Here is a 21,844-nt window from a genome sequence, read left to right as displayed (position 1 = left end):
AAATGGACGACGGTGTTCGAAAAAATTTAAAGATAAAGCCAGTTGAAGCAAAAGACGTAGAACAATTTAATGACTTATTAAGATATGTATTTCAAGTAACAGATAAAGAACTTACGGAAAGTGGATATGAAGAAGGAGAAATACAAAGGGCAAAGCTTCCTGTTTTAGCCACTTCTGACGTAATAGGATGGTTTAATGAAAAGAATGAACTTGTTTCACAACTTGCAGTTTATCCATGTAAAGTAAATATCCACGGAAGAATATTTGAAATGGGTGGACTAACTGGAGTTGGAACCTATCCTGAATACGCTGGACAAGGCCTTATGCATGATCTTGTAAAAGTTGCATTGAATCATATGAAAGAAAGCGGTCAATTAATATCATATTTATATCCTTACAGTATTCCTTTTTATAGAAAAAAAGGCTGGGAAATAATGTCTGATCATATGACTTTTGAACTAAAGGATACTCAACTTCCTAAAGTAAAAGATGTAGAGGGTAGAGTTGAAAGAACAGAAGTAGACGATAAGGATATATTTTCAACTTATGATAAATTCGCAAAAAAAACACACGGATCAATGATACGAAATCAATTAAATTGGGATGAATATTGGCGCTGGGAAAATGAAGAAGAAAGAATGGCTGCTATTTATTATGATAAAAATAATCAGCCACAAGGATATATCATATATTGGATAGCTAATGAAGTATTTCACATCAAAGAATTAATTTATTTAAAACAAGAGGCACGTGTTGGACTTTGGAACTTCATAAGTGCACACTTTTCAATGATAGAAAAAGTAAGAGGAAACATCTATAAAGATGAGCCACTGGCATTTTTATTAGATGATGGAGATATAAAAGAAACGATAGAACCATATTTTATGGCCAGAATAGTTGATGTTAAAGAATTTTTGATGAGATATCCATTTGAAGAAATTGATAAAGACTTTCATTTTAAAATCACCGATCCTTTAGTTGATGATAACAATGGAATATTTGGAATTCATTGGAATAAACAGGGAAAGATTGAAGTATCGAATGAACCAATTGGACATGAAGTTAAGTGTGATATTCAAACACTAAGTACAATGTTAATGAGTTATAAGAGACCATCATATTTAAAAAATATTGAAAGACTACAAGCAACTCATAATGTAGTAAGAGAATTGGAAAATATAATTCCAATGGAAACTCCATATTATTCAGATTATTTCTAAAATAAAAGCACTTTGCATAATTGCAAAGTGCTTTTATTGTCTATGTAAATAATTGGTGTGGTCTATTGTAAATTGTTCAGAGAATGATATTTTAAATTAAGCAATAAATTTAAATATGGGAGTCAAGTATGAAAAGAACGATAAAATTATTTTTTTCACTTTTATTATTAGTGGGAGTATTAGCGGGATGTAGTTTATCTATAACAAAAAAAGAATTTGTAAGTAATACAAAATATGCCAAAACATCATTAATGGCATATGCACACGGTGACAAGGTATTTAAAGAAGAAATTAATACAACTTTGGATTTAACATCGCTTGAAGCAGATACAAGTGGTATGGATCCAGATCTAAAAGCACAGATGCAAAAGGCAACTAAAGAATCAAAAGATTTAATGATTTCAGAATTAAAAAAAGAATTTTCAAAATACAAAAACATTAACGGATTAGATATAAAAGCAAATTATGAAAGTTCAAAAGTGAAAATAAAAGTAACTGTTGATTACAGTAAAATAAGTGATAAAGATTTAAGCAAAATATCACAAACAAATATTAATGGATTAAAATCCGGTAAAAAACAAATCAGTTTGAAAAAGCTAACTAAGGATTTGAATAAAGAAGGATTTAAAGAGAAAAAATAATTAAGTAAGCAGACACAAAATTATGTGTCTGTTTTTTTTATTTGTAAGATAAAAAATTAAAACAAAGCTTCGATTAACATAAACCTTATTATACTAATATATTACTTGGTTAAGCATTAACTATAGAAAATACACTTGAGGAATTTTATGTATCAATATAAAAGGAGAATTTCAAAAAAATTAATAAATAAAAAAGCCTTTGAAGAATGTAACATTCAAAATATTTTTGAAAAAATAGACAACGAAACTATTAATTACAATCAATTATATAAAGAATTTTTTAACTATATAAATATTAATGAAAATCATTGTGAGCTAATTTTTAATGTCCCTAGACTAAAAAAACTAAAGTTATCTATAAGTGGTTCAGAAATAAATGGATTTTTTAATATAAAAATAAATTTAAATATTAATAGCAAATTAGATTTTAAGATTAAAAAAGAAATAAATAAATTAGAACGAAAAAAAACAAGAAGTAAAAACTATGAAAACCAAAAATATAAAATATTAAAGCTAAAAAAAAGAAGAGAGAAAAGAAAAAAATATTATTTAGATAGGTTAGCACAAATTATTGGTTATTCTTCAGATCAAATAATTATTGAAAGAAACGATAGCTGTTCTGATTTTTTGCAGTACTTGAGAAAATACAATAAAAATATTTCACTTAACCGCTATGATACCGGGGATAGCTTAGTAAAAAACTTTGTTTAAAAGTGTTCCTAAGAAGATATCAACAACAAATGAGGAGGAAGATATGAAAAATAATATTAAAAAGTTTCAAGCAGTATTATCAATTTTTGCTATTTGCTTAGCATTAGTTATTGGGGAAATTACAGTGCCACTAAATATTTCGAATGCTGATTCTAAGACGCCTTTATCTATCCCTAAATATGAGATGAAAGTAGTAGGATCTGATAGTAATAAATTTACTCAAGGTACAAACATTGGTTTTGATTTTTCAACTTCTGTAACTTCCAGTGATTCAATTCCAGCAGGTACAACAATAAATATTGGTGTTGGAAAATCAATAGACTTAAGTACACTTAGTGTTAGTAATTTACCATCATACATTAATGTAACAGGAAATTCGACAACTGGCGTGATTACTATTACGTTTAAAAATGAAGTCTCAGGTAGTACGGGAAATATTGGCTTTAGGATGACGGCAATTGCTAAGGACTTAGGTACATATAGATACACAGCAAGTTCAACTCTCTGGGGTAATATGAATATCACTAATCCAGATGTTGAAGTAATTAAGCCTACTGTAGATCCTACCTCTTGGGGTAGTAATTACTGGAATGGTTATGGTATCAAGGTCGCAGGACTGACTCAGGCTACATTTTTAAGTTCTGATGGTGGTGACACTTATGATCAACCGGTTAAAGGACATTTTACAAATGATGGTGATTCAACACCAATTGTTACTAATATTAATGGTACTGGGGTAGTTGATATTAAGCCAGGTTTTGACTCGATCACTGATTGGGCTAATGCAGGAGGACATACTGCATCTACTCCAGGTAGTAAGCCAGGAAATACTTCAGAAGCATATACTAATGGATTTTATGCATTGTATTCTATTCGTAATGATACTGGGGCTAAGCTTGATTATGATCATTTTTATGTTTATAACACAGTAACAAAGGAAAATATAACAAATAAGTTCAAAATAATTAAGGGATATTATGGTAGTAATGGTAAACCTAATGGATCTTTTTATGACGGACACGGTAAAATGGGAGACTTTACAGTTGGAATTACTGCAAAAGAAGATATTCCAAAGAACGAATCTTATTTTGCAATTGTAATGCCAATTAAATCAAGTTCACCACAAGCAAAACCTATTGTTGATGTATTTTTACAATATGGAGCATTTATCGATCAATGGAATTCAAGTGTAGCACCTAATCGTATGAATACAGATCATTTTCAAGTGAACTATGATATTCAGCCTAATTCAGATAAGTTTATTCCAAGAATGTATTTAGATAATGATAATAAACAAGTTGTTTATGGTAGCAATAAGGATGAAATTCTTAATAAACATGAAGGGGTAACTGCTGAAGATGTTGAAGATGGTGATTTAACTTCTAAAATTGCTGTTGAAAATGATGGCGGATTAGATACCAGCAAAGCTGGAACGTATGAAGTCACATATAAAGTTACTGATTCCGATGGGAATACTGTTTATATAAAGGTCCATTACATTGTCGAACATAATAAAAAAGCTCAAGTTATTGTGAAGTACATGGACGAGGATACTAATACTGAAATTGCTCCAAATGATACTTTTACTGGTGCTTACGGTGATTCATATTCAACAACATCTAAAAGTATTGATAATTATGATTTAGATACAAATAAGTTGCCAAATAATGCAACTGGTCAATATACTGATGATCCTATTACAGTTACTTATTATTACCATTCTAAAGGAGAATTAACTTTCAAATCAGCACCAAGTTTTTTAAGTTTTGGGACGCATGAATTATTTGCTGATAAAGAACATGATTTTAATGTAGAAAGTAAAGATGCAGATTTAGTTATAAGCGATACTAGAAATCTATATAATAAGCCAGCTTGGACATTGAGCGGTCAACTTACTCAAGATTTCAAGGGTAAAAAAACAGGTTCAGAAATGAAAGACATTCTTTTCTATAATGATGGTAGTGGTGATAAACCAATGGCATTGAATGGTACTGTACCAATTGTTAATGATCATGAAACAACATCACCTGATGATGTTAATATTTCAAGTTCATGGAACAATGATAAAGGATTGAAGATTAAAGTTAGTCCTGATAAACCACGTGCTGATACATATAATGCGACGATACAGTGGACACTATCAGATGGTGTAGCAAATAAATAACTAGTGAGGAGAAAAGATATGAAATTATATAAAAAAATAAGTTTAGTAGTACTCACACTAGTTAGTGGTCTTATGTTTAGCATAAGCTCTGTAAATGCTGCAACAACTAGTGGTGATAATGGTACTAGTGCAGGTAGTGTTGGTTTCTATGGAAATCCAACACCGCCAGATAATAACAAGCCAGGTAAAGGTGAAGACAATGACGGTAATAACGACGTTGTTGTTACAAAACCATCAGCACCAGTAGCAAATATTAATGGCAAAAAAACTTTACCATTAACAGGTACGCAAAATAGTGAATATTTAGTATTAATCGGATTGTTAATATTAGTAATAACAATTTTTACAATAACAAAAAAAGAGGGAATTAATTATGAAAATTAAAAATTTAGTAATCACATCAGCAACATTATTAGCAACACTAGCTTCAACAACACCAGCAATGGCTGCAAATGCAGTTAATGGTACTACAGGAACATCAGATTCAGACGTAACATTTACAGCACCTGATAAAGGGGCTCTTACATTATTGAAAGTTTCAGACTTGAACTTTGGCTCACATCCAATTTCAGCCGCAGATGAAACTTATTCAAATGAAAATGCTGGAAAAGTTTCAGTACAAGATCTTCGTGGTAGCAATGAAGGATGGAAAGTTCAAGTTCAACAAGCTAACGAGTTTAAAACAAGTAAGGGTGACCTACTTAAGGGTGCAGAAATAACATTTAATGGTTCTAATGCAGCTACAGGAACAACACCAGCTACTGATGCTGCAATCAATACAGGAAATGCTGTTGATGTATGGACAGCTCCTAAAGGTAGCGGTAACGGAGTTTCCAACATGGATGTTGAAGCTGGAAAATCAAGCTTGATGGTACCAGGTGCTTCAACAAAACTTGCTGATACATATACAACAACTCTTAACTGGACTCTTCTAGACTCACCAGCTAACAAATAATTAATAATAAAAATAATAAGCTAATTGATTAGTTTATTATTTTTATTCCTAAAATAAAGAAATATAACTGGGGTATAAAAATGCGTATAAATTTAAAGAATAAAAAAATATTATTAACTTTATTTCTTCTATTAGGAATGAAAGTAATTACTAATCAAAATACTCAAATAGTTAATGCTAGTGGTATTGATTTTCAGGTTGGACCAGTAAAGTCTAATAAGCAATTAGATAAAAGTGTTTCTTATTATGACTTGAAATTAAAAACTAATGAACAAACAGAAGTTAAGGTACAAGTGAAAAATAATACTAATAGAGTTATTCACGTTGATACTTATGCAACTAGTGCTACTACAAGTGACAGTGGGGTTACTGTATACGGTAAATCAAATGCTAAAACTGACAAAAGTTTGTTGTATCAAATGTCTGATATTGCTAAGACAAATACTCCTGAGTTAACGTTACAGCCTAATTCTGTTCAAACAGTTAGTTATATGGTCAAAATGCCTGGACAAAATTATGATGGCTTATTAGTTGGTGGAATTAACTTTGTCGAAAAACTTAGTGATATTAAACAAAAGGCTAAAGGAACGATGGGAGTTAAGAATCAGTATTCATATAGTGAAGCAATCGTTCTTCATGGTCAAACCGAAAATTCAAAGGGTAACTTAAAGCCAGGTCAGGTAAGAATTGGTCAAGTTAATTATCGTAACACATTTAAAGCTGAACTAATTAATGATCAATCAAATTTTGTTAACCAATTAAAGATTAATCAAAGGATTTATGATCGTGATAGCAATAAGCTACTTTACTCAACAAAAAAGGATATGCTGCAAGTTGCACCTAATTCAAAATTTAAATGGGTGACATACCTTAACGGTGACAAGTTTAAACCTGGTAAATATAAATTAGTTATTGATGCTTCAGCAACTGGGAATAGAAAATGGCACTTTGAAAAGAGATTTGATATTAAATCAAAGGAGGCGCAAAAATACAATGCTAAAGATGTCACAGTTAAAGAAGATTATACATGGTTATACGTTCAAATTGGTGTTATAGTTTTTATTTTTATTATAATAATAGGAATTTTGATTAGAAAAAGATCAATTAGGAAAAGAAAAGAGTTAGAGGAGTTAAAGGCAAAAGTATCACAGCTAGAATCTGATGAATAATTAAAACAAAGAAAATAAAACAGACATTTATAGTGTCTGTTTTTTTGAAAATTGAGGAAAGCGTGTATGGATGAATTACTAAATGAAGATGATCAATATAAAATTTTATTATTAACAATATTTAATTTATTTGATAATTCTGAATTAACAGTAGCATATTTTTTAGAATATTTCGGAATTTCTAGGTATAAATTTAATCAAATTTTAGATGGTATATTGTTTGAACAAGAAGAGGATAGGAAAGTTTTTTTGAGTTTGAAGATTAGTATTAATGATGACATCGTTAAATGGTTCAGTGTAACAAATGATTATATTCAATATAAAAGGTATCAGTATATAAATAAATCAGAGAAATTTGAACTTTTTCAATATATAAGTTTGTATAATAAGAATATTTCTGAATTTATTGAAGAAAAACATGTCAGTAGAACAAAGGCATATAAAATAACCCATGAGCTTAATGAAATACTAAAAAATTTTAATATTAGTTTAGGAGCATCAAAATTTAAAGGAAGAGAAACTGATATAAGAAACTTTATGTATCAAGTTTTTTATAGTTTTTTCTCTGAAAAAAATGTACCTTTTGATGATGAAACAAAAGAATATATTGAAATGGTTATATATGGAATTAATATGGTCATAAGGGCTAATAAAAAACATATTCCATTCACACAAATTCAAAAGTTAAGTTTTTTTATAGGTGTTAATCATATTAGAATAAAAAATAATTATTTAATTGATAAATCAAAGAAAATAAGTGATGTCGGAAGAATAGAAATAAATCGAGTTTTTGGTGAACTTCATAAAATTATAAATACTGACTATATAGATAGTAATGACAAGTTAATAAATGAAAAAAAATTTTTTTATGAATTCATTAGATTAAATATAACGCCTCAATTGTTAATGAGAATTAGTGAAAATCAAGATATTGATATTACCAGAATTTCAAATGATTTTTTAGAGGTTTTGAAAAAAAATAAATTATTACCAGGAAATAATGTGAAAAAATTATATCAAAATATCACTTTAATTCATGAAAGACTAAAAGAGTTTCCTTGGATTCCAGTGACTTTTAATATGAAGCAGCAAAGTAAATATTTTGAAGAGAACTATTTTGCTTTTCATAATATAATAGTTGATTTCTTGAATAATAATGAATTTTATACAAAGAATAATTTGAATTCATTAACATTAAACGGTGTATATTATGATTTGATGTTTAGCCTTATTGATGCAATCCCGCTAGATATATTACAAAGAAAAGTTTATGTATATGTAGATTTCTCACGTGGCGATCTATATACCAAATATATTTCAAAAAATATAGAATCATATCGTGAATTAAATGTTGTTATCCAAGAAGAATTGAATCAATATACTGATATCTTGGTTTCTGATGTTCAAATAGATAATGTTAAGTGCAAAAAAATAATATGGAAAAATCCACCTAGTGCTACTGACTGGAAGGAATTTGCGGATGCAGTATTGGATTTAAAGAAAGAAGTTTAAAAATGAAAATAAAAAAAGAAGTATATGGATTTATGATATTTTCTCTGATTACGTCATTTTTTACTGTGACTGACGACAATCGACATAGTAATCATAGATATATCTATGATAGTAATCTTTATAGAAATAGTAGAGGAGAATTATATAAATTTGTTTCATCAAATGGTAAACTATCTGGAATATTGTCTCAAGATATTACAGTGAAATTTATTTATGAAAAAGTTGATAAGCATAGAATAATACATAAACAAAATGAGTTAGATGTGTTAAAAGATAATATATATATGCACTCTAATTTGTTAAAAGATATACATGGTTCTGATCCAAGAGGCTATGTGACAAGTGATATTGTTAAAGTGTTATCAGGCAGATTATTGTATGGAACTACAGAAGAATAGGAGTATTAATGATGAATAAAATAGTATTTGGATTAATATACTCTGTATTTGCTTTGGGAATCATGAATAATCAAGCTCAAGGATCTAGTAGCGATAACTCAGCAAATGCAAAAGTAAGTTTTTATGAGCCCAATTCATTTGTGTACAAAATTCAAAAAGTTTTTAAAAGGTATAAAAATGATCAGAATACTGTCACCATAAAATTTAGAGATACTAAAGGGGTAAAAATTGATCCAGATAAAACTATAAAATTTAAAAGCGGCAGTAAATATGATTTAAATCAATTTAAAAACTAAATTGGTTTAAATCTTTTTTTGTTTTATCAAGAACTTCACTACCTTTTTTAGTTACTTGAAGAATAATTTTTCTTTGATCATTATCCGTTCCGTAAATTTTGGCAACTAGTTCTCTTTGTTGAAGTCCTCTAATTGTTCTTGAAATAGAAGAACGAGAAGTATGTAATTCATTTGTGATGTCTGTAGGTGTACTTATTTCCGCCTCCGTTATACATAAAAGCACACTAAACTGTGAGAATGTTAAGCCATTTTTTAATGTGATTTGATTTAATTTATTTTTTAAAAAATTTTGATCTTTATACCAATTGTTTAATTCTAAATAGTTATATTTTTTGATCATTACTTGTCTCCTATTGCTTTTACATATAGTATAGACAACCTGGAATTTTTAAAAGTTAAATTTGTTTTTATAGTTTTTCAATAGAAACAAAAAAAAGTACAAAGGTAGAATGTAATAATTCATAATTTTTATTTGATATTGATTTAATAAGTTTATTAACTGAGATAATAATTTTTTATATTATAACCAAGCGTTTTAAATAATTATCAATTATAAGTTATTTTATTTTGTTTTTTAATAAATGTTGTATACTATTATTAACGATATTTGTATACGGGGTATATAAATATGCTGTTTTTTGGGGGATTAAGTATGAAGTTATTTAAAATATTTTTTTTAGTTATTCTTATAAATATGTCAACCTTATTCATAAATAAGAACACTATAGCAAATGCCGATGAAGGTAATATAATTGTTGCAGCTTTAACAGGTAAAGCAGACAGTAACTTGGGAGCTAACACGGCTGATATCTCAACTGATACAGTAAGTGGTAGTACCGCATCAGCCACTATTTCGAAACTATCAGGATATTTATCTAACAAACCAAGTGTTTTGGTTAATATTGCAAATGGGAAAATATCGCCCATAAATCCAAAATCGTATCATGGAAAAGACCTAGTAGCTGACGATAATGGTAATGTGACTCAAAAAGATGAGATAGGTGAAGGTGGTCGAGTATTCTTTTATCCAGAGGATGGAACTTTGTCTGATGGAATGTCTGAGGATGTTTTGAATGGTAGATCAGTTATTCCAGATAAATCAATAAGTTCAAGTGATGGAACACTAGTTCCTGATCCAACCGGTAAGCATATAAATAATGCTTATTATCAGATTAAATTACCAGAAAATTTTACAGGTCTGACTTTTAGACTAAAAGGGATAAATAAGTATTTACATAATGGTGGAGACTATACCAAAACAAGGTTTATTTTTTATGATAAGAATAAAAAATTTTTGGGGCAATATAAGGGGAATCTACAAGGTACAAATCATGAATTTATCAGTCAAGAAACTCCAGTTGATACAGATATAAAGATTGATAAGTCCGGAATACCAAGCGGATCTGCATATTTTAGTACAAGCTTGCCTGCTGCACAACCAGTTGAATCAGTATCAATGTTCTTTAATATAGCTCCTGGACCAGCTCATGGATTTAATGGTACCTCTCCTTGGTACATTGATAAGTCAGGTAAATTAACAACTTTTGAAGGACAAACCAATAATGTTGATCTTAATGAAATAAAGCGTCGTTATGGAAATGACAAAATAAATTCAATAGATTTCAAAACAAATAATAATGAAATTATTTATGCACCCAAAGATAGTACTAATTTATTTGGATCAAATAATGTTGGATCAATAGTAGCTTCTTTTTCTAATTTACAAAGTATTGATGTAACAAATTTGGATGTTTCAAAAGTTGAAAATATGGATGGAATGTTCAATAGTTTAAGTAAAATTACTAGTTTGAATTTAAAAAATTGGAGTACTTCAAATGTTAAGAGTGCAGAGGATACGTTTTTTGGGATGAATTCACTAAAAGAAATTACTTTAGGGGAAAAGTTTACAACCTCAGTACAACTTCCTAATTCTGATGCCACACATATTTGGACCAATATTGAAACTGGTACCACATTAACAAATGGTGAATTTGACGGTAATAAATCTCCTAAAGGAACATACAGATTATATGATATAGACGCCGAACCTCCAAAGGTAACTTCAATAACATTAAATCCTAATCAAATGATGAGTAATGATTTAAAAGATATTGTAGTAAGCGGTAATTGGTCGAGTAAGTCTGGAGGAACTGGAAAGGTTGTTGCTTATCAATTTTCTGACGGAAAGATTGTAAAAGTTAATAATTCTAGTGATTCAAAAGAGACTTATAGTTTTACAATTCCTAAAAGTGAAATAACAAGTGAACTAGTATTAGAACACGGTGGTACATTAAAAATTCAAATCCAAGATGATCTAACTGGTGCTAAAAATAAAATTTCCGATTCTCCTTCTGGTACATTAAAGATCACTGATCCATTACCAGACATTGAAATACCTAAAAACTTAACTTTTAAAGATGTAACTATAAAAGACTCTTCTGTACTAGATGAGCGTGATCAAGGATGGAGTCAAATAAAACTTAATAATAAAGATGAACACTTCCAGGTACAACAAAGTACTGAATGGACAACAAAAGATAGCAATAAAAAATTAGATTCTATTGTTTTTGTTGATGACAGTGGTGTTAATAAAAGCATTGATAATTCACCAATAAATATCGAGTTTGATGCAAATGGTCAATTAAAATGGTTGAACGATCCTGATAAGGGGCTACTTGAACCTATTAATCCTGATAATTACACTGGCTCATATCAAACGACCTTAACGTGGTCAGAAGTTAATGCTCCAAATAAGTAAATAAAAACGAAGACTAATTGTTAGTCTTCGTTTTTATTTACTATAAAGAATGGATGTTGTGAAACATTAAATGTTAAATTGACATTACTTTTCTCAAAATCTTCTCCGTCCATTTGTTTGTATTCAGGCTTGTTAGTCTGTAAATGGATATTATCTGATGTGATATGATGCACACGGTAATCACTCATGTGTGTGCCATTAGTTAACATTTTTATGAACAGCCTGATGATATTGAACATATTCATATAATCAACAACAATCAAATCTAATTTTTGATCAAACGGATCTGCATTTGGAATTATTGGAACTCCTCCACCAAAGAAAGGGTGATTTGTCGTAGTAACTAAAAATACATTTTCAAAAAGAAATTCTTTTTTTGTAGTAAAGTCAGAAACTTGCAAGTTAAAGGATTTTTGTTGAAAAAAAACTTTAACTAATTGCGAAACATATGACAATTTACCTAAGTGAAGAGTATTCAATATTTTTTTTAGTTTAGAATTATTTGTTGCATTTACAACTGCAGCATCAAATCCAATACCGATATTATTAACGAAATAATAGCTATCGTTTGATTCATCATCAATAAACTTACCTATGTCTACCATTTTAGTTGAAATATCAGATTCGAGATTATTAATAATAGTGTTTAAATGCGTCTCTAAATTTAATCCTCTGGCAAAGTCATTACCTGAACCAGAAGGAATATAAGCGATAGGGGTAAGAGGATTTCTTGATTGGCGAACTCCATTTAAACATTCGTTTAATGTACCGTCACCGCCAATTACTAATAGTAAAGAATTTTTTGACTCCTCAGAATTAGCGAATTCTTTTCCTAACCTTATTCCATCATCTGGTTTTTTTGTTACTCCATAAGTATAAGGTATATTTTGTTCATCAAGAATTTCAAAAACTTTGTGACCACGCTTTTTAGAACGTCCAGATGACGCATGTTCATTTAGTATTACGTATATTTTTTTATAATTCATAGTTACCCTCAGTAAAAAAGACCCTAAAGGGTCTTTTTTTAAATTGATGCTGAAATTAACATTGGTAATATTACAGGATTACGTTCTGTTTTTTTATAAAGCATATCTTGTAGACCATCTATAATAGCGCTTTTTAAAATTGCATCTGTAGCATCAGTTTCTGGATCATTTAGTGTATTTTTTATGATATGAAAAACTCGTTTTTGCGCTTGACTGATTAATTCTCCTGATTCTCTCATATAGACAAATCCACGAGAAAGAATGTCAGGACCAGCTAGTACAATTTTTTTCTTATAATCAATTGTAGCTACAACGATTACTAAGCCTTCATCTGATAACATCTTACGATCATGAATAACGACGTTACCAATATCACCAATACCATTTCCGTCAACGTAAACGTCATCAGCAGGAAAATGTCCAGCTGGTCGTGCTGAATTGCTAGTTAAAGCTAAGACATCACCATTTTCCATGATAAAACAATTTTCTTTTGGAACGTCACACATTTGAGCTAGTTCAGTATGAATTTTCAACATCCTGAATTCACCATGAATAGGTACAAAATATTTAGGTTTTATAAGTCTAATCATTAGTTCTTGCTCTAATTGTCCACCGTGTCCAGAAGCATGAATATTATTTACTTTACCATGAATAACTTCAGCACCAGCTTCAGATAAAAGATTAATAACGTGATTAACACTAGCAGTATTACCAGGAATAGGGTTACTTGAAAAAATAACCGTATCACCAGGTTGAATGGTAATTTGTCTGTGTGAACCATTAGCAATTCTACTCAATGCAGCCATAGGTTCACCTTGTGAACCAGTACATAAAATCATAACTTCTTCAGCAGGAAGTTTATTTATTTCAGAAGCATCTAACAACATGTCATCTGGAATATGTAAATAGCCCAGCTCTCTACCATTAGTAATAGCTGATTCCATACTTCTTCCAAAAACAGCTACTTTTCTATTATGTTGTAATGCAGCATCAATTGCTTGAGAAACACGATAAATATTAGAAGCAAAAGTAGCAAAGATAATTCTACCTTTAATAGTCTCAAAAATCTGATGAATAGTGTCTCCAACATAACGTTCTGATTTACTAAAGCCGTATACTTCAGCATTAGTACTATCAGAAAGTAAACATAAAACGCCTTCGGCACCTAATTGAGCCATTTTTTGAAGATTTGGAGCAGGTAGACCCGCAACAGGAGTTAAGTCAAACTTAAAATCACCTGTTTCTACAATCACTCCTTGTGGGGTGTGTACTGCAATTCCAAGTGCATCTGGAATTGAGTGAGTAGTTCTAAAAAAGTCAACGCTGACTTTAGGAAATTTGATGACTGTATCTTCGCCAATTTCGTTCATTTCTGTTGAGTTCAACAAACCGTGTTCTTCAAGTTTACCTTTAATTAAGGCACTGGCCAAAGGACCAGCAAATATTGGGACATTAACTTTTTGTAGAAAGAAGGGAATTCCTCCAATATGATCTTCGTGACCGTGAGTGATGAAAAGTCCCTTAATTTTGTCTTGATTTTGAATCAAATATTGATAGTCAGAAATGACATAGTCAATACCCAATTGATCATCTTCTGGAAATTTAATTCCTGCGTCAATAACAATAATCTCATCTTGATATTGAACACCATACATATTTTTACCGATTTCGCCTAAGCCCCCGATGGCAAAAACGAATACTTCTTCATTATTAACTTTAAATGACATTAATAATTAAAATTCCGTTATTTTAAAGTCAGGATTTTTCTTTTCGTATTCTAAAAAATCACTGCTTAATTCTTGTACTAATTCAATATTATAGTTTGTATTGTTCTCAACACTTTCTAGTGCTTCAATTTTTGAATTAGCCTCTACATAGATAGATTGTGTAGATTCTCTACGGGGTGTTTGAGATTTGTCTGGTTGAAATAAAACTTTATAAATCATTTGTTCTCCTTTTGTTTTGTAAATATTTATCCGAACAGGTGGTTGACGAATCAACAGTTATATAAATTTTATCATAATTAGTAATTAAAGTATATAAATACAAAAAAAGACGCGGCTGCGTCTTATTCAATAATGATTGCGTCGTCACTAATCTTAAGTGGCTCTTTTTTGTTAATTTTGTCATAGAATAAATGTCCATTTAAATGGTCTATTTCATGTTGACAAACTATTGCAGGATAACCTTTTAAGCGAATTGTTTGACTGTTTCCTTCAAAATCATCATATCTAACAGTAATTTTGTTGTATCGAGGAACATATCCTGGAATGTCTTTATCTACAGAAAGACATCCTTCACCTTCACCAAGGGCAGTGATTTGAACGGATTCACTAATAATAACAGGATTAATTAATGTCATTTGTAAGTCTATTTTATCTGGGTCTTCTAAATTTGGAACTAAAACAGAAGCCATAGCAACAGATTCATCTACTTGAGGTGCAGCAAGGCCAACACCAGCTCTTAATCCATATTTTGGTCCTAATTCAGGATCTTGACTATTAACTAAATATTCCATCATGTCATCAGCAAGTTTTTTGTTTTTTTCTGATAATGGAAATGTTACTTTTTGTGCAACTTTACGCAAGACAGGGTTACCGTCTCTAGTAATATCTTTCATTAAATACATTGATTAACCTCCATGTGAAATTACCTAATTAATAAATTATATCATTAATGAAAATTCTGTAATACCTCTTTATATAACTTATAAATATATATGAAAAAAATTTACATGTTGATGTAAATCAATAATGGCCTTACGATTTAAATGTAAGTGATTACAAGATAAGGAGGGGATTTATATGGAAAAAGATAAAAAAGATTCACCGATATTAATTCAAGTTGGAATTATGTTAGGAATTTTATTTATTTCAAACATATTATCAAAAATGATGCCAGCATCGTTTCCCGTACCTACACCAGTATGGGGACTGGTAATATTGTATTTATTGCTCACTTTTAAAGTGATAAAAATTGAGCAAGTAGAAAAAATATCAAATTTTTTTATTGGAATTTTAGGATTTTTATTTGTGCCGTCAGGAATTCAGCTTTATCAAAATCTAGAGATTATTAAAGAAGACGGACTTAGGCTGATTTTAGTTATTATTTTTTCAACAATAATTTTATTAGTAGTAATAGCTTACACATCGAGAATTTTAATTAATATAAAGAAAAAAATAAGTCACGAAAGGAAATAAAATTAATGGTAGATATCATATTAAATAATTCTTTTTTTGGAATTGTATTATGTATTTCAGTTTTTTTAATTGGTGACTATCTCTTCAAAAAAACTAATAAGTTCTTCTTATTTCAACCATTATTTGTTGGTATGGTGCTTGGAATTATTGTATTAATTATTATTCAAAAAATTTCAGGAATTTCTTCACAAGATGTTTATCTAGCGTTTTGGCAAGGTGGAAAAAAAGGGCAACTAGGAGCAAATATAATATTTTGGTTTCTTGGCCCTGCAACAATTTCGTTTGCAGTTCCTTTGTACAAAAGAAATGATATTGTTAAAAAATATTGGTTAGAAATTTTACTTTCACTAATAATAGGGTCATTTATTGCATTATTTGCTATTTATTATTTAGGAAAACTATCAGGAATGCCTAAAAATGAATTGGCTTCAATACTTCCACAAGCAGCAACTACAGCAATAGCATTACCTCTTTCACAAAGTATTGGAGGTTTGCCTTCTGTTACTGCTATGACAGTAATATTAAACGCTGTTATTGTCTATGCTCTAGGAGATCAATTAATAAAACTATTTAGACTTGAAAAAGATCCAATCGGCATTGGACTTGGTCTTGGAACCTCTGGACATACTATTGGATCGGCAAAAGCTGTTGAACTTGGTTCTGTTCAGGGAGCAATGGGGTCAATAGCTGTTGTAATTATAGGAGTTGTTACAAATTTAGTAATACCAATTTTTAGTCAGGGGGTTGGATTTAAGTAAAAATATTGTTAAATAAATCACAATAAAAACCCTGTTAAAACAAGGTTTAAAAGACCTCGAAAATACATATTTCTAAAATAGTGAAAACAATTGCAATATACCTTGCAAACGCTACCAAATATTGGTAATTTGTAATTGTAATAGTAAGCAAGGAAAAGCTACTTATCTATTAATAATTTGATAACTTTTCAACAGAAAGGACTGTATTCAAATGGCAAATAAAGCAGTTGTCGATTTTGCGGCAATCAAACAAGGATTAGCAAATAATCCAGAACCTATTCAGGTTTTAAATTCAAAATCTGAGGTTGTAAATAAAGAAGTTTTTGAAAGCTTTACTGATGAACAATTAGTTGAGTTCATGGAAAAAATGGTTTGGGAAAGAGCGTTGCATGAACAGACTATGAATTTCTCTCGTCAAGGACGAATGGGATTTTATGCACCAACAGCTGGTGAGGAAGCTTCAGAAATGGGTACAGTTTTGGCAATGGATAAAAAAGATTATCTACTTCCAGCTTATCGTGATGTTCCTCAATTAATTCAACATGGTGCTACTGTTTCAGAAGCATTCTTATGGTCAAGAGGGCATGTTCAAGGAAACAAGTTTAAGGCTCGTTCACTAATGCCACAAATTATCATCGGAGCTGCATACGTTGAGTCTGCAGGTGTTGGTATGGGTCTTAAGTTAAATGGTGAAGATGCAATTGCATTCACATATACAGGGGATGGTGGTACTTCACAAGGTGACTCCTATGAAGGAATGAACTTTGCTGGAGCATTTCAATCACCAGTATTATTCATTGTTCAAAATAATGGATATGCTATTTCAACACCAAGGGTTAAACAAACTGCAGCTCCAACCTTGGCACAAAAAGGTGTAGCTGCAGGTATTCCAAGCGTGCAAGTTGATGGAATGGATATTTTAGCTTGCTATGCAGTAGCAAAGGCTGCTCGTGAATATATTTTAGCTGGAAATGGTCCTGTCCTTATAGAAACACTAACATATAGATATGGAGCACATTCATCAGCTGGCGATGATCCAAAACGTTATAGAACTGAAAAAGACGAAAAACCATGGTTTGACGTTGATCCTTTAATTAGAATGAGAAAATTGTTAACTGATAAGGGACTTTGGTCAGAAGAAAAAGAAGAAAAACTTATTGAAGAATACAAGGCATCTTTCAAAGAAGCAATTAAAGAAGCAGATCAAGTAGCTCCTGAAAAAGTTACTGACATGTTGAAACGAACATTTGAAGTTCCTACTCCAGATATACAAGAACAAATTAAAGAATTTGAAGCAAAGGAGTCTAAATAATCATGGCTAAAATGACTTATATTCAAGCAATTACTAATGCTTTAGATATTAAATTAGAAGAAGATCCAAAGACAATGATTTTTGGTGAAGATGTTGGTAAAAACGGTGGTGTTTTTAGAACAACTCAAGGTCTTCAAGATAAATATGGTGAAAAGCGTGTATTTGATACTCCACTAGCTGAATCAGGAATTTTGGGATTAGCTGTCGGTTTGGGATTAACTGGCTGGCGCCCAATACCTGAAATTCAATTTATGGGATTTAGTTTTGAAGCCGTTGATTCAATTGTAGGTCAAATGGCAAGAATGAGATTCCGCTTTGATGGTGAAAAAACTCAACCAGTAACTATTAGAACTCCTTACGGTGGTGGAACTCATACAGCAGAAATGCATGCCGATAACTTAGAGAATTTCTTCACAGGAGTTCCAGGTTTACGTGTAGTTATGCCAAGTAATCCTTATGATGCAAAGGGATTATTAATATCATCTATTGAAAATAATGATCCAGTATTATTTATGGAAAACTTGAAATTATACAGATCAATGAAAGATGATATTCCAGAAGATAAATATACTGTTCCTCTAGATAAAGCTAATGTAGTCGTAGAAGGTAAAGATATAACTATTGTTGCTTATGGTGCTGAAGTTAACGAAGCCAAAAAAGTAGCAGAAAAATTAGCTGAAGAAAATATATCTGTAGAAGTTATTGACTTAAGAACTGTATCGCCAATTGATACTGAAACTATTTTTAAATCAATAGAAAAAACTCATAAAGTAGTTATTGTTCAAGAAGCACAAAAAATGGCAGGAGTTGGAGCTAATGTTGCATCAGAAATTTCTGAACACGCAGTATTGAATCTTGATGCACCGATTGGTAGAGTTGCGGCACCAAACTCAGTATATCCATTTGCTTTAGCAGAAGAAGTATGGATTCCAGGAGCTGATGAAATTGAAGCAAAAGTACGTGAAACCTTAAATTTCTAATCTGACTCAAACACTTAAGAAGGAAGGATTTTTAATATGGCATTTAAGTTTAAATTACCAGAACTAGGTGAAGGAATGGCTGAAGGTGAGATTGCTCGCTGGTTAGTCAAAGAAGGGGACACTATAAAAGAAGACGACTCAATTGTTGAAATTCAAAATGATAAATCAGTTGAAGAATTGCCAACTCCAGTTTCAGGAACTGTAAAACAAATTGTTGCCGCTGAAGGACAAACTGTCGAAATTGGTGATACGTTAATTGTTATTGATGATGGTTCAGCTGATGATGGTGACGAAGGAGTAACTGAAGCACCTAAAGCTGAAGAAAAAAAAGAAAATACTGAAAAAGTTGAAGAAAAGACACCTCAAGTTGCTGCTGAAGCTACTGGATCAGCAAATTCAAACTATCTTGCAATGCCATCAGTTCGTCAATATGCAAGAGACAAAGGAATTGATTTATCACAAGTAACTCCAACTGGAAAACATGGACAAATTACTAAAGAAGATGTCGATGGATTTAACGGTGTAGCAGCACCAAAAGATGAACAAAATACAACTTCACAAACAAGTAGTAAAGCTGAATCAAAAGGTGCACCAATAGCGGCATATACTTCAGAATCACCTGAAATGGAAACACGTGAGAAAATGTCTCTTACAAGAAAAGCAATTGCTAAGGCAATGCGTACAAGTAAAGATATTGCTCCTCACGTTACAAGCTTTGATGAGGTTGAAGTTTCAGCATTAATGGCAAATCGTAAGAAATATAAAGAAATTGCTGCAGGAAAAGACATTAAGTTGACATTCTTACCATACATTGTAAAAGCATTGGTAGCAGTAATGAAAGAATTCCCTGAATTGAATGCCTCTATTGATGACTCAACGGATGAAGTAGTTTACAAACATTACTTTAATGTTGGAATTGCTACAAATACTGAACACGGACTTTATGTTCCAAACATTAAAAATGTTGACTCAAAAGGAATGTTCCAAATTGCTAAAGAAATAACTGAAAATTCACAAGCAGCTTACGATAACAAATTAAGCGCAGCTGCAATGCGTGGAGGATCAATTACTATTAGTAATGTTGGATCAATTGGTGGTGGATGGTTTACACCCGTTATCAATTACCCTGAAGTAGCAATTTTAGGTGTTGGTAAAATCGCTAAAGAACCATACGTTGATGAAAATGGTGCTATTCAAGTTGGAAATATGCTAAAACTTTCATTAAGTTATGATCACAGATTAATTGATGGTGCTTTAGCACAAAATGCTTTGAACAAACTAAAAGAATTATTACATGATCCAGATATGTTGATGATGGAGGGATAGTTTAAGATGGCAGATAATGTAGTAGAAAAAGATACAGTTATTATAGGTTCAGGACCTGGTGGATATGTAGCTGCAATTCGAGCTGCTGAATTAGGACAAGATGTAACAATCATTGAAAAATCAGAAACTGTTGGTGGAGTTTGTCTTAATGTAGGTTGTGTTCCTTCAAAAGCTCTAATAACTGCTGGACATAGATTACGCGAAACGAGAGATTCATCAACATATGGTATCAGTAAAACAGATGCGACAATTGATTTTACTAAGACACAACAATGGAAAGATGAAAAAATTGTTGCTCGTATGACTAATGGTGTTAACATGCTTTTAAAGAAACATAAAGTAGAGTTAATACAAGGAGAAGCATTTTTAGACAATAATACTCAACTAAGAATTATGGCTACTGGACCTAAACAATTTATGGATAATGGTGGTGGTCAAACGATTAAGTTCAAGAATTTAATTGTTGCTACAGGAAGTCGTCCAATTGAAATAAAAGGATTTAAGTTTGGTAAGAGAATTATTGATTCAACTGGTGGTCTTAATTTAACCGCTATTCCTAAGGAATTTGTAGTTATTGGTGGAGGTTATGTAGGTACAGAATTAGCAGGTGCATATGCTGATTTAGGTGCTAATGTAACTATACTAGAAGGAACTGGACAAATTGTACCTAACTTTGAAAAAGATATGGTTGATGTTGTTAAAAAGAACCTTGAGAAAAAAGGTGTAAAAATAATAACAAATGCTATGGCTAAAAAAGGTGAAGAGACTGATAAGGATGTAAATGTCACTTATGAAGTCGATGGTAAGGAACAAACTATTAAAGCTGATTATTGCATGGTTACGGTAGGACGTAGACCAAATACAGATGATTTTGGTCTAGAAATGACTGATGTAAAAATGACAGATCGTGGACTTATTGAAGTCGATAAACAAGGAAGAACTTCAGTAGATAATATCTGGGCAATTGGTGACGTAGTAGCTGGTCCAGCTCTTGCACATAAAGCATTCTTTGAAGCAAAAACTGCTGCAGGTGCAATTTCTGGTAAGAACACTGAAAATGACTATATTGGTGTTCCAGCGGTTTGCTTCACTGATCCAGAACTTGCTGCAGTTGGATTAACTCAAGCAGAAGCAAAAGAAAAAGGAATTGAAACAAATGTAGCCAAATTCCCATTTGCTGGAAATGCACGTGCTGTTTCACTAGATTCTCCAGAAGGTTTTGTAAGACTTGTTGCTGAGAAAGAAACAGGTACACTAATTGGAGGACAAATTGTTGGTCCTGGTGCTAGTGATCTTATCTCTGAATTAAGTTTGGCAATAAATTGTCAAATGAACGCAGAAGATGTTTCTCTAACAATTCACCCTCATCCAACTCTTGGTGAACCAATACAAGAAGCTGCAGACATTTTGATGGGATTCCCAACACATATATAAAAAGAAAAAAAGCGATGCACTGCA

The 21,844-nt window shown here is 31.1% G+C and carries 22 protein-coding genes; 17 read left to right on the top strand and 5 right to left on the bottom strand.

Translation table 11 applies throughout. The annotated features are described in order from the left end of the window. Positions 1–2 precede the first annotated feature (2 nt). From ACUV9F_RS04345 to ACUV9F_RS04300, 10 genes are all read left to right on the top strand, one after another. On the top strand, positions 3–1,220 hold the full coding sequence (locus ACUV9F_RS04345; RefSeq protein ID WP_446183143.1) for a GNAT family N-acetyltransferase: 1,218 nt from the start codon (positions 3–5) through the stop codon (positions 1,218–1,220). A 128-nt stretch (positions 1,221–1,348) separates the two neighbouring features. Further along, entirely contained in the window at positions 1,349–1,861 is a 513-nt protein-coding gene (locus tag ACUV9F_RS04340; RefSeq protein ID WP_446183142.1) for a DUF1307 domain-containing protein, read from the top strand. Between the two features lie 147 nt (positions 1,862–2,008). Further along, positions 2,009–2,572, top strand: coding sequence for a hypothetical protein (locus ACUV9F_RS04335; protein WP_446183141.1), 564 nt, complete (start codon positions 2,009–2,011; stop codon positions 2,570–2,572). A gap of 43 nt (positions 2,573–2,615) precedes the next feature. Then, positions 2,616–4,736, top strand: a complete 2,121-nt coding sequence (locus ACUV9F_RS04330; RefSeq protein WP_446183140.1) for a MucBP domain-containing protein — start codon at positions 2,616–2,618, stop codon at positions 4,734–4,736. Positions 4,737–4,754: 18 nt separating this feature from the next. Then, on the top strand, positions 4,755–5,120 hold the full coding sequence (locus tag ACUV9F_RS04325) for an EF2685/EF0750 family sortase-dependent surface protein (protein ID WP_446183139.1): 366 nt from the start codon (positions 4,755–4,757) through the stop codon (positions 5,118–5,120). Next, entirely contained in the window at positions 5,110–5,691 is a 582-nt protein-coding gene (locus ACUV9F_RS04320) for a WxL domain-containing protein (protein WP_446183138.1), read from the top strand. Before ACUV9F_RS04325 ends, ACUV9F_RS04320 begins: the two co-directional genes overlap by 11 nt. 80 nt (positions 5,692–5,771) lie before the next feature. Further along, positions 5,772–6,860, top strand: a complete 1,089-nt coding sequence (locus ACUV9F_RS04315) for a WxLIP family cell surface protein (protein ID WP_446183137.1) — start codon at positions 5,772–5,774, stop codon at positions 6,858–6,860. A gap of 66 nt (positions 6,861–6,926) precedes the next feature. Next, complete coding sequence (locus tag ACUV9F_RS04310; RefSeq protein WP_446183136.1) at positions 6,927–8,372, top strand: helix-turn-helix domain-containing protein; 1,446 nt, start codon at positions 6,927–6,929, stop codon at positions 8,370–8,372. Between the two features lie 2 nt (positions 8,373–8,374). After that, on the top strand, positions 8,375–8,770 hold the full coding sequence (locus ACUV9F_RS04305) for a hypothetical protein (RefSeq protein ID WP_446183135.1): 396 nt from the start codon (positions 8,375–8,377) through the stop codon (positions 8,768–8,770). Between the two features lie 11 nt (positions 8,771–8,781). Next, on the top strand, positions 8,782–9,066 hold the full coding sequence (locus ACUV9F_RS04300) for a hypothetical protein (protein ID WP_446183134.1): 285 nt from the start codon (positions 8,782–8,784) through the stop codon (positions 9,064–9,066). Here ACUV9F_RS04300 and ACUV9F_RS04295 read toward each other — a convergent pair. Continuing rightward, positions 9,056–9,406 carry a MarR family winged helix-turn-helix transcriptional regulator gene (locus tag ACUV9F_RS04295; RefSeq protein ID WP_446183133.1) on the bottom strand — a complete coding sequence of 117 codons (351 nt, stop codon included), beginning with the start codon at positions 9,404–9,406 and terminating at the stop codon, positions 9,056–9,058. The genes ACUV9F_RS04300 and ACUV9F_RS04295 overlap by 11 nt on opposite strands. Before the next feature lie 312 nt (positions 9,407–9,718). Between ACUV9F_RS04295 and ACUV9F_RS04290 the strand changes: the two genes are divergently transcribed. After that, positions 9,719–11,824 carry a BspA family leucine-rich repeat surface protein gene (locus ACUV9F_RS04290; RefSeq protein ID WP_446183132.1) on the top strand — a complete coding sequence of 702 codons (2,106 nt, stop codon included), beginning with the start codon at positions 9,719–9,721 and terminating at the stop codon, positions 11,822–11,824. 20 nt (positions 11,825–11,844) lie between these two features. Here the strand turns inward: ACUV9F_RS04290 and ACUV9F_RS04285 are convergent, their stop codons facing one another. From ACUV9F_RS04285 to def, 4 genes are all read right to left on the bottom strand, one after another. Further along, positions 11,845–12,810: a diacylglycerol/lipid kinase family protein gene (locus tag ACUV9F_RS04285; RefSeq protein ID WP_446183131.1), complete on the bottom strand. Its 966-nt coding sequence runs from the start codon at positions 12,808–12,810 to the stop codon at positions 11,845–11,847. Positions 12,811–12,848: 38 nt separating this feature from the next. Beyond that, on the bottom strand, positions 12,849–14,537 hold the full coding sequence (gene rnjA, locus ACUV9F_RS04280) for a ribonuclease J1 (RefSeq protein WP_446183130.1): 1,689 nt from the start codon (positions 14,535–14,537) through the stop codon (positions 12,849–12,851). A 6-nt stretch (positions 14,538–14,543) separates the two neighbouring features. Continuing rightward, positions 14,544–14,756, bottom strand: coding sequence for a DNA-directed RNA polymerase subunit epsilon (locus tag ACUV9F_RS04275; RefSeq protein ID WP_446183129.1), 213 nt, complete (start codon positions 14,754–14,756; stop codon positions 14,544–14,546). A gap of 122 nt (positions 14,757–14,878) precedes the next feature. Continuing rightward, positions 14,879–15,439, bottom strand: coding sequence for a peptide deformylase (def, locus tag ACUV9F_RS04270; RefSeq protein ID WP_446183128.1), 561 nt, complete (start codon positions 15,437–15,439; stop codon positions 14,879–14,881). Between the two features lie 175 nt (positions 15,440–15,614). Here def and ACUV9F_RS04265 point away from each other — a divergent pair, with 175 nt between their 5' ends. The 6 genes from ACUV9F_RS04265 (at position 15,615) to lpdA (ending at position 21,820) form a co-directional block, all read left to right on the top strand. Beyond that, positions 15,615–16,010 carry a CidA/LrgA family protein gene (locus ACUV9F_RS04265; RefSeq protein ID WP_446183127.1) on the top strand — a complete coding sequence of 132 codons (396 nt, stop codon included), beginning with the start codon at positions 15,615–15,617 and terminating at the stop codon, positions 16,008–16,010. Between the two features lie 5 nt (positions 16,011–16,015). After that, the gene (gene lrgB, locus ACUV9F_RS04260) at positions 16,016–16,768 is read left to right on the top strand and encodes an antiholin-like protein LrgB (protein ID WP_446183126.1); all 753 of its coding nucleotides are present in this window, start codon (positions 16,016–16,018) and stop codon (positions 16,766–16,768) included. Positions 16,769–16,979: 211 nt separating this feature from the next. Beyond that, positions 16,980–18,080 (top strand): pyruvate dehydrogenase (acetyl-transferring) E1 component subunit alpha, encoded by a 1,101-nt coding sequence (pdhA, locus tag ACUV9F_RS04255; protein ID WP_446183125.1) that lies wholly within the window; start codon positions 16,980–16,982, stop codon positions 18,078–18,080. A 2-nt stretch (positions 18,081–18,082) separates the two neighbouring features. Then, on the top strand, positions 18,083–19,060 hold the full coding sequence (locus tag ACUV9F_RS04250) for an alpha-ketoacid dehydrogenase subunit beta (protein ID WP_446183124.1): 978 nt from the start codon (positions 18,083–18,085) through the stop codon (positions 19,058–19,060). Positions 19,061–19,096: 36 nt separating this feature from the next. Continuing rightward, on the top strand, positions 19,097–20,386 hold the full coding sequence (locus ACUV9F_RS04245; RefSeq protein WP_446183123.1) for a 2-oxo acid dehydrogenase subunit E2: 1,290 nt from the start codon (positions 19,097–19,099) through the stop codon (positions 20,384–20,386). Between the two features lie 6 nt (positions 20,387–20,392). Next, positions 20,393–21,820 (top strand): dihydrolipoyl dehydrogenase, encoded by a 1,428-nt coding sequence (lpdA, locus tag ACUV9F_RS04240; RefSeq protein ID WP_446183122.1) that lies wholly within the window; start codon positions 20,393–20,395, stop codon positions 21,818–21,820. The last annotated feature ends 24 nt before the right edge of the window (positions 21,821–21,844 follow it).

The sequence above is a fragment of the Daquilactobacillus linshuiensis genome (genome assembly GCF_052828685.1).
The sequence above is the reverse complement of the archived record's forward strand: the minus strand, read 5'-3'. Positions and strand labels throughout refer to the sequence as shown.